Below are 12,868 nucleotides of genomic sequence, written 5' to 3' on the forward strand. Positions count from 1 at the left end.
TTCCTGAATAACGGAAGTTAATATATGTGAATCGGAAGCTGAAGCAATTCAGGTTGAGGAAATGTACTGGAGGGGAGATGTTTAGAACTGCAAATTTTCCGGCTTATCGCCAGCTTGATCAAATGGACTGTGGACCGACCTGTCTTAAGATCATTACCGACTTTTTGGGTGGAGACTTTCACCTGGATTATCTTAGGCAAATATCCTGTCTCCAAAAGGGAGGTGTTTCGGTATCGGGGTTGACTGGTGCACTTGAAAAAATTGGTATTCCTTCCTTAGGAATCACTGCGACTATTGATGAACTTATCGAGGAAATGCCACTTCCGGCAATAGCGCATTGGCAGGGAAATCACTTTCTTGTAATTTATAAAGTCAGTCGAAGATATGTGTATGTGTCTGATCCCGCATTAGGCCGGATGAAATATACTCATCGGGAGTTTTTACGCCAATGGGCCGGAGAGAATTCCAATGAAGGCGTGTTAATTCTTATAGAACCTAGAGCACAATATTCCGGATATAATCCCTCCGAGTTTCCCACAGGTAGCTTTAATTTTTTACTCAACTATTTACAACCCTACAAAAAATATTTTCATCAAATATTTCTAGGGCTTTTTCTGGCTTCCCTTATCCAGTTGATTCTGCCTTTCCTAACTCAAAGTCTCGTGGATTATGGGATCAACTATGAAAATATCGGCTTCATATATCTTATAGTTATTGCCCAGCTTTTACTCTTTATTAGTTTGGCGGCGACTGAAGTTATTAGAGACTGGATACTACTTCATTTAAGTACCCGAATAAATATTGTCATGATCTCTGATTTTCTTGACAGGTTACTGAAATTACCCATATCCTATTTTGACTCCAAGACCACAGGAGATTTTATGCAGCGTATATACGACCACCATAGAATCGATGAATTTCTTGGAGGACGATTTCTTACCATCCTTTTTGACCTTTTCACTATCCTCGCCTTTGGCGTCGTGCTGGCGTTTTTCAATACCACAATCTTTTTAATCTTCCTCATTGGGACAGTATTCTTCATTACCTGGTCTGTTTCATTCATGAAAAAGAAAGAGATCCTGGATCACCAGCTCTTTGATCTTAACAGGAAGGAACAATCCCTTTTTCTTCAAATATTCAGAGCAGTACTGGAAATTAAGCTGAACAATTCCGAACATAGGCGGAAAAGTGAATGGAAGCAAAATCAGACAACATTATTTCATCTACAGTCCCGCTCTCTGAGGGTGGACCAGGCTCAGGTTAACGGTGGTAGGTTTATTAATGAATTTATGAAGATCCTCATTATTTTCTGGTCGGCTAAAGCAGTTATTTCAGGAGATATCTCATTGGGAACCATGCTGGCTATTCAATTTATTGTAGGAGGACTGACTATGCCGGTAGCGAACCTAACCGAATTTATGGTGAGTTGTCAGCGGGCGATGTTGTCTCTTAATCGTCTGTCTGAAATTCACGGTCAAAAAGTAGAAGATCAGGTGTTGAATCGCTCTACGAAAATTGAGCCGGGAGAGATAAGGATCAAAGATATGTTTTTTGGATATGGTGAGGGCGGTGGTATTCCTATACTTAAATCAATTTCAGTTTCTATTCCATTAGGAAAAACTACTGCAATTGTAGGACCCAGCGGTTCGGGAAAAACCACCGTTCTAAAGCTCTTACTGAAAATCTACTCCCCGAAAAGTGGAAAAATTTACATTGGCCGTGAACGATTTGAAGATATCAATTCCGAGAGCTGGCGAAAGCTTTGTGGAAGTGTTTTGCAGGATGGTGTATTATTTAATGACACCATTGAACGGAATATCACCGAGTCTAATTCAAACGTACCAACAGACCACGAACAGTTGAAACGGGCCATTCGCATGGTTAATCTTACCGAATTGATTGAATCTTTACCATTAGGGTTTGAGACGAGAATCGGAGAACAGGGTCAGCTTTTGAGCGGTGGCGAAAAACAGCGTCTTCTCATTGCCAGGGCGGTTTATAAGGATCCCGAATATTTATTTTTTGATGAAGCTACCAGTTCTCTGGACGCCGAAAATGAAAAGGTCATTTCAGAAAATCTTGCGGATTTCTATAAAAATAAAACGGTAATAATTATTGCCCATAGATTGTCTACCGTGAAAAAGGCAGATCAAATTCTGGTAATGAACCAGGGATCTATTGTTGAACAGGGCAATCACTTGGATTTGATTGCCAGGGGAGGGAGGTACCATAAGCTTATCAAAAATCAGCTTTCAAATTGAAATCATGAAGGGTAAGTATGACATAGAGAATTTTATCATAGCTGAACCCGGAACAATTATGCGCTGGGGCACGCCAGTCATATTTATCTTCTTTTTGATCCTTCTTATAGCAGCATCTTCTTTTGGCTATAACGAAATAATTACAGGAGAAGTCATTGTAACGTCAGAAAATCCACCCGTAATAATTCGAGCCAGGAAAGAAGGAAGGATCTCAGGGATCAATTATAAATCGGGTGAGAAAGTTTATGAAGGAGCTGTCCTGGCAACAATGATGCATGACGCAGATGAAAAGGACATAGCTTTCTTAGTATCAAATCTTCAATCCAATAAACCAGAACCAGGAACATTAGAAGAACTCAACCACAATTTCCCTGCAGCACTAAGCCTTGGCACACTGATTCAACCTTACTATAGTACGTTTCTGAACCTATACCAGCAAATTATTTTGGATGAATCTTTAAATAATGAATTTATTCTGGAGAAGGGGTTAAATGATCAAATACGAAATCAGGAACGGGCGATCTTAAACAAAGAAGCAGAATTGGTAATGGCAAACCAGGCCGTATTCTTAGTTAACGGCAATCTTCAAAGACATCAAAATTTATACTCAAAGGGAATTTTATCCAAAGTGGACCTCGAAAAAGTAGAAATGGAATCGTTGGCAGAGGAAAGACAAATTCAATTTCTCGAGCAACAATTAAATGAACTGGTGTCAGTTCTTAAGGGGTTGGAGTATAGGCAGCAATTATCAAAAAATATGGAGTTCAGAAATGCTAGTCTTCAAAAGTCGGAATTGTCTTTGGCCAGACAAGATCTTTTAAATGCGATTGCTCAGTGGGAAGAATTGTATCTTTTTAAAAGTCCGATACAGGGAACACTCACATTTTTTGATGTTTGGGGAAAATTTCAAAATCTGAAACCAGGGGAAGATATTTTTACAATTACTCCTTTTGGTTCTCAAATATTGATTGCAAAGTGCAGCCTTCCTGTAGCCAACTCCGGAAAGCTGCAGAAAGGTCAGAAGGGAGTAATAAAATTAAAAAATTATCCTTTCAGAGAATGGGGTGTGCTGAAAGCACGAGTAGAGACAATTTCAGGTATTTCTAGAAAAGGTGAAGAGCCGGGGTACGTGGTTTACCTGAAGATGGACGATTTAGTTACCTCCTACGGAAAAAAACTTGATTTCGAACAGGAACTGTTGGGAACAGCGGAAATAATTCTTGAGGAGACTACCGTCCTGGGACGGATTTTTAACGACTTTCGACACCTTTGGTCAGGCCGCCAAATCTAATATTCATGACTATGGCAAATCTGGATAAGAAATATGTAGGAATAACGATCCTACTCGTTTTTTCAGTACAACTGGGATTATCTCAGAAGAAGGGTGTACTCTTATTGCCAATTACTACAGAATCCACCTATAAGGAAATAGAGGGAGAAGAAGATAAAGCCCTTGAAGATAATAATCTCATAGTTTTAAGAGAACTGACGCAAATTCATATTCAAAAGGCTCATGAAAATGGTAATGATATTGAAATGGCGAGAGCCTATTACTATCGGGTTATTACTGAGGAGCCTGGTCTGGCCCTGACCTATTCAGACTCTATAATTTTGGTGACAGAAAAAAGTGACCACTTGAGTTATCCTACTCTGGGTTATTTCCTCAAAGCTCATATCTATTACAGCATGGGGAAGTTTGAAGAAGCTTTGACCAGTTATTTGAAAGCCTACACTTTCGCCTTAGAAAAGAACAATACTAGTCAACAAAGGGAAATAGCCCTGAGTATTGCTGCCATTCGGAATATACAGGGGCAGCATTATGTTGCGGCCGATCTTTACAAAGAAACATTAGAACTTCTGGCCCGGGAGCCGAATTATGAAGAAGATCATTACCATGACCACGTAAACTTACTATATAATTTAGCTCTAACCCATTTGAGACTTTTTCAGCTGGATTCTGCCGGCGACTATACACGCAGAGGACATATTGAAGCCTTAAAGTATTCAGATGATTTAACGTTTATGGATTTTTCCCTCGTTGATGCTCAAATTAACTTTTTCAGAAGTAATTATGGAAAATCTAGAGACACGATCCTTAAGTATCTCCACAATTTAAATGGCACCAGTAAAGCGATAAAATTATATTATTTAGGAAAGATTGAACAAAAGGAAGAAAATCATTTACTGGCGATCAAGTACTACGAGAAAATAGATTCAATAGTGAATACAACCGGAGATCCCTTTCCCGAGATTAAAGATGTCTACCAACAGCTGGTAATGCATTCCACCCTTGAAAATGAAAAGCGAAAACAGGTGGAATATATCGAAAAACTTATTCACTACGATAGCTTACTTTCATCAAATCAGGGAGGAATATTAAATCAAATCATGATAAGCTATGATCTACCATATTTAAAGCGTCAAAAGAAGCAGGCAGAAGAACAGCTAAAAGCTAAAAACACCGCTGTTACTGCAGTAGGTTTCCTTGCAGGACTTGCACTTACCTCGGGCGGGTTCTTTTACTACAGGTCCAGAAAGATGAAGATCCGTCTTAAATTACTTTTGGACGGAATAGAAAACAAAAAAGTTATTCCAAGAAAGCTGGGGGAGCATCCCGCAGCAGTTCCGGAGGAAATCAGAGAATTCATTTTAAAACAATTAGAACTATTCGAAAGTTCCGATCTTTTCCTGTCAAAGGGGCTCGACATGTCAACTTTAGCACAAGAGCTTGGAACCAATACGACTTATTTGTCTCTAATTATTAATCACTATAAAAAAATGACCTTTCCTAATTACCTGAAAGATCTGAAAATTTCATGTGCCATCCATAGATTAGGTAATGATTCTGAATTGTTGAGATATAACTATCAGGGATTGGCCGAAATGTTCGGATTTAAAACGGCAGAATCTTTTTCAAAAGCTTTTTACAACAAGACGGGAGTATATCCTTCCAAGTTTTTAAATGAACTTAAATCAAGGGAAACCACACGTCATTTATAAATGGCGATATAGAGATATTGTAGTTTAGATCAATTTACACGTAATTTAGCTCAAGTAATTTATTATTAACCATTTATATATTTTAATCATGAAAAAATCAATGCAAGATTTCAAGGAAAAAGCTTTAAAGAATCCGTCCAAAATAAGAGGTGGAGGGGAAGAAGGACCCATTGATAGGGACAAAGTGAGAGTACCGAAGAAAGGACGCTAACAATCCTTCAGATTAATCAAAATCCCGGAGCAGTCGTTCCGGGATTTCTAACAAATCCAAAAATGAACAAGAAATACATATATTATATTCTTTATTGTTTTTGTAGTGTCTTTGCAATTAAAGCCTCCGCTCAGACAAGAGACAGTAAGGCGCTGGTTTATCCAAGCGTTGTGGGAGAAAAAAGAATTGATATCCGCTTCGGACAAGTGATTTCCGACGCCTTTTGCAATCTCGAAAGATTGGAAGAAAAAGAGATCCAGAACTGGTTTCATTCCCAGGATTCACTGGCAGAAGCTTATTTCGCTCATAATGATAATTATCAAAAAAATCTGGTGAGATTTAGTGAATTACAAAATTTTCCCGATGGAAATGTTGAAATGATCCGTATTAATGAATTAGGGAATTATTTTTATTTAAAACACGATGAACATAGTGGAGTGGCAAGATTATTTTTTCGACAGGACCTTTTAGGGAATGAAAGAGAAATATTCAATCCTGCCGGACATGGGACAGGGGACCTGCACATAAATTACATTAGTCCATCATATGACGGAAAAAAAGTTGCAATAGGATTTCCGGCTGATGACGGGTTCTCATCCAGAATAATACTATACGATCTGGATGCGAGGGAACTGCTAAAGGAGGAGATCACCAATATTAATCCAGATTTTGGCGGAATCGAATGGCTCCCCGATAGTTCCGGTTTTATTTATCTCTACTTTCCGGTTGTCGAAAAATCTGAAGCCGGTTATAAGAAGGAATCCTTTTCAGTAATTTATAAGTTGGGAGATGACCCTGGAAAACGGCATTTCATTTTTGGTAAGACTGATCTTCTGAATATCCCGTCGAATTTTTATCCCAAGGTAAAGATAGGCTCCAGTAGGGACAAATACATCATCGGTTATTCTGCCAGTTCGGGTGATTATTATAATGCTTATATAGCTTCAGTTGCTGACATTCTGGAAGGGACACCAAACTGGAAACCTTTTTTTAAAGAGGAAGAGAGGATATATTACAATCAGGGGGAAATTCGTGGAAACGAATTCATTTTTCGGCAGGAGACCGATGGAGGGAATAGATTGGCTAAAGTGGATATTGCAGATCAGAATTTTTCCAATCCAAAGATCATTGCCACAGGGAGTATGGAAAATCCTATTAAACATTTTGAAGTTACCAAAAATAAAATTTACTATACGAAGTCTTTATATGGGGCGGAAGTATCGATATTTGTAATTGAGGATTCAAACGAAATGTTTCAAATATATCCTCCTTTTTCTCCGGGATATAGTTCTTTTTTCGGAGGATCGGTTGTTCACAATAATATAGGAATCGTCCTTGATGGATGGACTTCAGATTACACACGGTATATCATTAAGAAAGATAGATCAATAGTAAAAGAACTGCTTCAAAATCATGAACATTCCCCGGAATTTGACGGATTGCGTTCTGAACAGATCATGGTTAAATCCCATGACGGTGTCGAGGTGCCATTTTCCATCGTCTATAAGGAAGGAACAGTTTACAATTCAAGTAATGAGGTTTTCATGTATGTTTATGGTGCTTATGGTGAAAATATGAGTCCTTTTTATTCCCCTATCTTTTTGGATTGGGTACTCCAGGGAGGGATCCTTGCCTTTCCACATGTTCGGGGAGGAGGCGAAAAAGGTAAAGACTGGCACATCCAGGGAATGAAAAATCTGAAATATAACTCCTGGAAAGATCTCAACGCCTGTGCAGAAGCTTTAATCAAAAGAGGCTTGACTCGCAGGGGATTAATCGCCCTTTATACCAGTAGCGCGGGTGGAATTACAGCTGGAATGGCAGTCAATGAACGTCCTGATCTTTATTCCTCATTTATTGCTGAAGTTCCACGTATGCATCCGCTGGGCCTGGAATCTTCAAGTACAGCCAGCAGTACCAGTTATCTCGAATATGGAACGGTAAAAGACAGCCTGGAATTTCATGGATTGATAAAGATGGATCCCTATTTGAATATTAAAGTTGAAACACACTATCCGGCTACCCTGATAATGCCAAGTTTCAAAGATGATCGTATCCCTCTTTGGGACAGTGGAAAATATGTTGCCCGATTGCAAAGCAGCAATATTGCCGATACCCCTGTACTGATGGATACTGATTATGAATCCGGTCATGAATCCGGCGGAACCTATGACGAGACAGTCCAAAATTATAGTAAGATCTTTAGCTTTGCCAAAAGCAATATGAAAAGAGAGCCAAGATCACAATAGAATTAATACTAATTTTCTCAATTTCAACCACCTTCATTGAGGTGGTTTTCTTTTTTATCTCGCAGGAGTCATGACGGCAATAATTCTTTCCCTTGCTTTATAAATTCCCTCACGTTCTTTATTAATAGAGGCCTATCCCGTTTTTTTTCTTGGCTGTTTTATGGGAGATTTACTTTGAGAATACAAATAATACGGGAGGATGGAAGAAGTACTTATCAAAGAAGATTTTGAAAAGAAGATACGGGAAATTGAACAAAGCGGGCAGAAAAAAATGATGATCTATATAGAGATCATCACCTTTTGTCAGCATGTTCTGGAACTCTACAGGAAAGGGATTCGTGAAAAAGGTTTTAGCGATACTTCTGCAGAGATCCGGTTCTTTAAAGAACAGAAGCAACTTCCTGCTGCAATTATGGTCTATTATTTTCATCTTCAAGCTTTTGAAATGGAGTATTCCAGAGTAGGGGAGGCTCTACAACGGAAATTCCTGGTCAAAAAAATAGATGATATCAATTCATTCTATCTGGCCAACCTTGATTTTATTCAGTATGTCGAATTGGATCACAACTATCTGGATGAATTCTATTTTACCCGAAAATTCCAGGATAAAAATTTGCCTTCTAAAAATACCTTTTATTACCGGGATCCCGATTTCAGCACTTCTCATGATCTTATCTTTAGTGAAATAAAAGCTTATCAGCTTTTGTTGGTTTTTCTTCAATCCAGGCTTCGAGACTTGGATGTTTTACCTGCAAAGAACCTGCAGAAGGAGTCCGGACTTCAATGGACGGCCTCGAAAGTAGCTTTGACAGAACTGATTTATGCCCTGCATCAAAGTGGTGCGATCAATGGCGGAAGTTGTAGTTTGAAAGATCTGATAAAAGCTTTTGAAGATTTCTTTTCTACAGATACAGGGGATTACCACCATACCTTTTTAAGGTTAAGGGAACGGAATAATCCGGTGAAATTTATCGACAGGTTAAAATCCCAGCTTTTAGATAAAATGCAGGATCTGGACAATTAATTTGACCCATATTGAGCCAGGTAGGCATTTTGCCTTTTCTCTTGAAATTTGTTCTTAAAATTGATCATTTGGTTATTCTTTCCCTTCTTTTTTCACCTTTTTTCGACAATTAAAAAGTTTTGCAGGTAGGCTTCTCCTTGGCGGTTTTATCCTGCAATCTCCTGCAATTTTGCTCTTATAACTACAAACCCCTGCATCTGCACAGGTTTGATAAAATCCAATCTTATGCCAACATCCATTATTACCACAGATGATCTAAGGGAGTTCAAAATGGAACTTCTGGAAGAGTTAAAAGAATTGCTAAACATTAAATCAGGATCAGCTCCAAAGAAATGGCTGAAATCCACAGATGTTATGAAGATGCTCAAGATCAGTCCGGGCACCCTGCAGAATCTAAGGGTTAACGGTACCCTTCCTTATACCAAGATAGGGGGGCTGATCTATTATGATGCTTCAGAAATTGAGCGGGTGATGCAGGAAAACAAGGTGTGCGATTTTCAATAAGCAAAATGATGAATTACATAGATCATCTTAACAAGGTCTTTCGACGCATTGTCCAAGACTCTAACCTCAGGCCAACCCACATTAGCCTTTATCTAACCCTTTTTCAGATCTGGAATATGAATCGGTTCTCTCCAGTTTTTATCATCAACAGACAGGAGGTCATGCAAATGTGTAAAATAGGATCTCTCAAAACCTACCATAGATGTTTAAAAGATTTGGATAAAGGAAAGTATTTGGTCTATTACCCTTCCCGGGACATGTTCAAAGGCAGTCAGGTCAAACTTATCGGCTTTGGAGGTAAAAGTGACACAACCGGTGACACAACCGGTGGCACAACCACAACCACAACCGGTGATACCACCGGTGCAACTACCGGGGAACGAGCAGTACCACATAATATAAACACTAATAGACAAGAGAAAACAATTAGTAAACCTATAGCTAAAGAGGAAGTTTTGAATTTTTTTTCTGAAAAAGGCTGGAAGGACGTGGAGGGAAATAAATTTTTTAACTACTACCAGTCTACAGGATGGAAAACCGGAAAGGGCGCTGAAATAGAAGACTGGCAGGCAGCGGCTGAAAACTGGATGCTTCGCGCTTCTGAAATAAAAAAAACATGCGCCTCCAAACCAGGCCGGATCGAGAACCTAAAAACAACTAAAGACAAAGATTATGGAGAACCATTATGAGATCAGGGAAGGGGGAGTGACCTACAGCCTAGGGAGAAAAAAAGGAGAGCAGATCATCTATGACTTTCCCAAGATCCTGGATTATTTGCAGGTGAAAGGAAAAAAGCTTTTCGGGGAGCATTTCAGGATCTATGAGGAGGACCGAGATCTGTTGTATAGGCTCAGCAATTATTTTATCCGGGACCTGAGAAATTGTGAAAAGCTGAAGCTCGATCCTAATAAAGGTATTCTGCTTTCCGGGCCTGTTGGCTGCGGGAAGACGAGCTTTATGCGGCTGTTCAAATTCATCACCCCGGCTCAGCGTCCATATGAGGTGGTTTCTTCCAGGAACATCACCTTCGGATTCAATCATTTGGGGTTTAAGACGGTCCAGGATTATGGCGACAGCGGATACTTCTGCTTTGATGACCTGGGGCTAGAACCTCCCGGAAAGTTCTTTGGACAGGAGTGTGAGGTAATGGGCGAAATTCTACTCTCGCGGCACGATCTCTTTCAGAAGCACAAGCTGAGAACCCATGCGACAACCAACCTTAGCGCCAGTGAAATTGAAGAACGTTATGGGGAGCGGGTAAGAAGCCGAATGCGGCAGATGTTCAATCAGGTATCCTTCCAAAAAAATGCAAAAGATAAACGAAAATAAAAGCAAGCCTTATGAAAATAGCATTCTATAACATCGAAAACCTTTTTCATCGTGATTCTGGTCTGGTGAAAAGAACACTCAGTGAATCCGTCAAAGCCTGGATGGACGAATTACAAAATTTAATGTGCAAAGACTCACGAGCGGAAAATGATTTCACCAGAATGAGGGAGCTGACGTTTTTGCTGGGGTTCCACAGCTCAGCGCTGGAACCTTATGTCGTGATGCGTCGAAAAGCCGGCAATTTGTATATGCGAAAAAGAGATGCTGCTAAAGAGTATAAAGCCACAGAACTTTCAAACTGGAATGGATGGGTAAAGCTGAATTCCAGTCCCATAAATGAAGCCGCAGTGCGCAACAAGGCCAGGCTTATCTATGAAGTAGGCCCGGATATACTGATCTTACAGGAGGTGGAGGACAGGCAGTCCCTGGTGGAATTCAACGAACACTATCTTCCCGAGGAGGTTCGTTTTTCTGAAATCTTCGTAATTCCCGGAAATGATCCTGAAAACCGGGATCTGGCCATTCTCACCCGGAAAGGTTTTAAGGTGGATTCTATCCAGAGCTACGCCAATACTTCGGGGATCGAGGGAGGTAAATTATTTGATAAAGACCTTCATAAATACAGGATCAAAAACCCAAAAGGAGATGACATATGGATACTTTCGGCACATTTGACTGATACGGAAGTTGAGAAAGCGATAAGCGATGACAGAAGAAAGGAGCAGGCGACAAAAATCGCTGAAGTCTATAATGAGCTTCGTGAGAAGGGGCACAGGAAGGTTATAGTAGCGGGTACACTAAATGCTGTTTCTTATTGCGATTCCCTATCCCCTTTACTGCGCGAAACCGATCTACAGGATATTAAGAAGCATACATCCTTCAATGTAGATGTGGACACAGGAAAAGATGCCGATTATTACAGCCTGGGAGCTTACAGGATGGGAGTAAATATCAAGCAGAAGGATTACTTCCTGCTTTCTCCCCAACTTTTAAAAGAGATGAACAGAGGCGGATTGAACCGCAAGGCGGTATGGCCGTTGAATAAAGAGCAGTGGCGTGTTTTTAAGACGTTGCAGTGCGAAGTTCAGCAGGCAAGTTCCCATCCGGTGTTGTGGGCCAGGATAGACAATGAAAACTAAAAAAGTAGTCGTTATAAGGATATATTCCATGCCTGTGAATTATAGACGCCTCTGGAACTCCCATTGTACTGATCAGGTGATTATATCAAAGTTCCTCAAAACAAGCAGTCATCATTAAATACCGGGTCAATTAGTCATGATATTTAGTACCCCAAAAAGAACAACTGCTATGTAAACGAGCAACACACCTCCCAGGGTAACCACCTGCCACAGTTTAAAACCATGTCCACTTTTCTTGCTGCCCATATGAATGAAAGCAGCATAAAGAATACCCACCAGGCCTACAAAGCTCAAAACTGTCACAAATAAAGGAAAGTTACTTACCGGCAGGCCAACTAAAGCAAGAGGGAAAAATGCTACTGTAAGTGTAACGGCATGATCTCCTATGACGCTGGTGACACCGGAAGTTATCTGACCACTTTTAGCTACACTCCAGGTAGCAAAAACTTCGGGCAATGCAGCCATTGGAGCTGTAATAAATAAACCACCCACTATTTGTGATAATCCAAAGGAGGAAACCAGGTTTTCTGTAGCACGAACTGTGAAAAAGGCGCCTAAACCTAAAGCAACCAGACCTGCTACCGCCAACCAGATCTCCTTTTTCTTCCATTCCACTTTTTCGCTTTCTTTTTTTCCTCTAAGGAGGGCCTGAGCAAGAAAAGCGATATACATTCCCAACATTATCCAGCCATCCACGGGCTGTAACCCTCTCCAGGCAGAAGGAACAGTTAGTATAGCTACTACTGCTACAATTACCAAGTACGGTAAAGCCTGGACCGTTACGGCCGTGGGATCTACTTTTAGCAGGTGCTCCTTCTTGTGCTCCTGGTGTCCTTCATCTTTGTTCTTATTTTTTAGATGCCTGGTCGCAATGTAAGCTGTTATGACCATTAAAGGAATAGCAATAACATTAGATCCAAACATGGTCCCCAGACCAATATCTCCCACGCCGGTTACTGCACTGGTGATATTAATTCCTATTTCAGGACTCGCTGCTGCCAAACCAATTAAGGCACCACCGGCAGCTACCGAAAAACCCCATTGTTTTCTTAACTTTTTCAAAGGTTTTGACAAGTGCTCCGCACCCCAGTGAGCTGCCCAGACAGCTGCAATCAGAACCAAAGCCCATAACCAGGTATTCATAATTTATT

Annotated in this window: 11 protein-coding genes; 10 read left to right on the plus strand and 1 reads right to left on the minus strand. The window is 40.2% G+C overall.

All coding sequences use genetic code 11. The features are described from left to right. Nucleotides 1-77: 77 nt before the first annotated feature. The 10 genes from ACXYMT_RS11580 to ACXYMT_RS11625 all read left to right on the plus strand — a co-directional run bounded on the left by ACXYMT_RS11580 (nucleotide 78) and on the right by ACXYMT_RS11625 (nucleotide 11,717). Nucleotides 78-2,261, plus strand: a complete 2,184-nt coding sequence (locus ACXYMT_RS11580; RefSeq protein ID WP_459059276.1) for a peptidase domain-containing ABC transporter — start codon at nucleotides 78-80, stop codon at nucleotides 2,259-2,261. Nucleotides 2,262-2,529: 268 nt separating this feature from the next. Further along, nucleotides 2,530-3,552: an HlyD family efflux transporter periplasmic adaptor subunit gene (locus ACXYMT_RS11585; protein ID WP_459059277.1), complete on the plus strand. Its 1,023-nt coding sequence runs from the start codon at nucleotides 2,530-2,532 to the stop codon at nucleotides 3,550-3,552. An 11-nt stretch (nucleotides 3,553-3,563) separates the two neighbouring features. Further along, the gene (locus tag ACXYMT_RS11590; RefSeq protein WP_459059278.1) at nucleotides 3,564-5,261 is read left to right on the plus strand and encodes a helix-turn-helix domain-containing protein; all 1,698 of its coding nucleotides are present in this window, start codon (nucleotides 3,564-3,566) and stop codon (nucleotides 5,259-5,261) included. Between the two features lie 88 nt (nucleotides 5,262-5,349). Continuing rightward, a complete protein-coding gene (locus ACXYMT_RS11595; RefSeq protein ID WP_459059279.1) occupies nucleotides 5,350-5,472 on the plus strand; it encodes a hypothetical protein in 123 nt (40 codons plus the stop codon). A 62-nt stretch (nucleotides 5,473-5,534) separates the two neighbouring features. Beyond that, nucleotides 5,535-7,721: a prolyl oligopeptidase family serine peptidase gene (locus ACXYMT_RS11600; protein WP_459059280.1), complete on the plus strand. Its 2,187-nt coding sequence runs from the start codon at nucleotides 5,535-5,537 to the stop codon at nucleotides 7,719-7,721. A gap of 199 nt (nucleotides 7,722-7,920) precedes the next feature. Next, the gene (locus ACXYMT_RS11605; RefSeq protein ID WP_459059281.1) at nucleotides 7,921-8,745 is read left to right on the plus strand and encodes an RteC domain-containing protein; all 825 of its coding nucleotides are present in this window, start codon (nucleotides 7,921-7,923) and stop codon (nucleotides 8,743-8,745) included. 225 nt (nucleotides 8,746-8,970) lie between these two features. After that, nucleotides 8,971-9,249 carry a helix-turn-helix domain-containing protein gene (locus ACXYMT_RS11610; RefSeq protein ID WP_459059282.1) on the plus strand — a complete coding sequence of 93 codons (279 nt, stop codon included), beginning with the start codon at nucleotides 8,971-8,973 and terminating at the stop codon, nucleotides 9,247-9,249. Between the two features lie 215 nt (nucleotides 9,250-9,464). Then, complete coding sequence (locus ACXYMT_RS11615; protein WP_459059283.1) at nucleotides 9,465-9,938, plus strand: hypothetical protein; 474 nt, start codon at nucleotides 9,465-9,467, stop codon at nucleotides 9,936-9,938. Continuing rightward, nucleotides 9,922-10,578, plus strand: a complete 657-nt coding sequence (locus tag ACXYMT_RS11620; protein ID WP_459059284.1) for an ATPase — start codon at nucleotides 9,922-9,924, stop codon at nucleotides 10,576-10,578. Before ACXYMT_RS11615 ends, ACXYMT_RS11620 begins: the two co-directional genes overlap by 17 nt. Nucleotides 10,579-10,589: 11 nt before the next feature. Continuing rightward, nucleotides 10,590-11,717, plus strand: a complete 1,128-nt coding sequence (locus ACXYMT_RS11625) for a hypothetical protein (protein ID WP_459059285.1) — start codon at nucleotides 10,590-10,592, stop codon at nucleotides 11,715-11,717. A 126-nt stretch (nucleotides 11,718-11,843) separates the two neighbouring features. Here the strand turns inward: ACXYMT_RS11625 and ACXYMT_RS11630 are convergent, their stop codons facing one another. Then, nucleotides 11,844-12,860: a sodium:calcium antiporter gene (locus tag ACXYMT_RS11630; RefSeq protein WP_459059286.1), complete on the minus strand. Its 1,017-nt coding sequence runs from the start codon at nucleotides 12,858-12,860 to the stop codon at nucleotides 11,844-11,846. Between the last annotated feature and the right edge of the window lie 8 nt (nucleotides 12,861-12,868).

Source organism: Salinimicrobium sp. CAU 1759 (genome assembly GCF_054482715.1).

Coding starts and splice junctions, on each gene's coding strand:
- ACXYMT_RS11620 (WP_459059284.1), top strand. CDS start 9,922: ATGGAGAACCATTATGAGATCAGGGAAGGGGGAGTGACCTACAGCCTA.
- ACXYMT_RS11590 (WP_459059278.1), top strand. CDS start 3,564: ATGGCAAATCTGGATAAGAAATATGTAGGAATAACGATCCTACTCGTT.
- ACXYMT_RS11580 (WP_459059276.1), top strand. CDS start 78: ATGTTTAGAACTGCAAATTTTCCGGCTTATCGCCAGCTTGATCAAATG.
- ACXYMT_RS11605 (WP_459059281.1), top strand. CDS start 7,921: ATGGAAGAAGTACTTATCAAAGAAGATTTTGAAAAGAAGATACGGGAA.
- ACXYMT_RS11630 (WP_459059286.1), bottom strand. CDS start 12,860: ATGAATACCTGGTTATGGGCTTTGGTTCTGATTGCAGCTGTCTGGGCA.
- ACXYMT_RS11585 (WP_459059277.1), top strand. CDS start 2,530: ATGATGCATGACGCAGATGAAAAGGACATAGCTTTCTTAGTATCAAAT.
- ACXYMT_RS11595 (WP_459059279.1), top strand. CDS start 5,350: ATGAAAAAATCAATGCAAGATTTCAAGGAAAAAGCTTTAAAGAATCCG.
- ACXYMT_RS11600 (WP_459059280.1), top strand. CDS start 5,535: ATGAACAAGAAATACATATATTATATTCTTTATTGTTTTTGTAGTGTC.
- ACXYMT_RS11610 (WP_459059282.1), top strand. CDS start 8,971: ATGCCAACATCCATTATTACCACAGATGATCTAAGGGAGTTCAAAATG.
- ACXYMT_RS11625 (WP_459059285.1), top strand. CDS start 10,590: ATGAAAATAGCATTCTATAACATCGAAAACCTTTTTCATCGTGATTCT.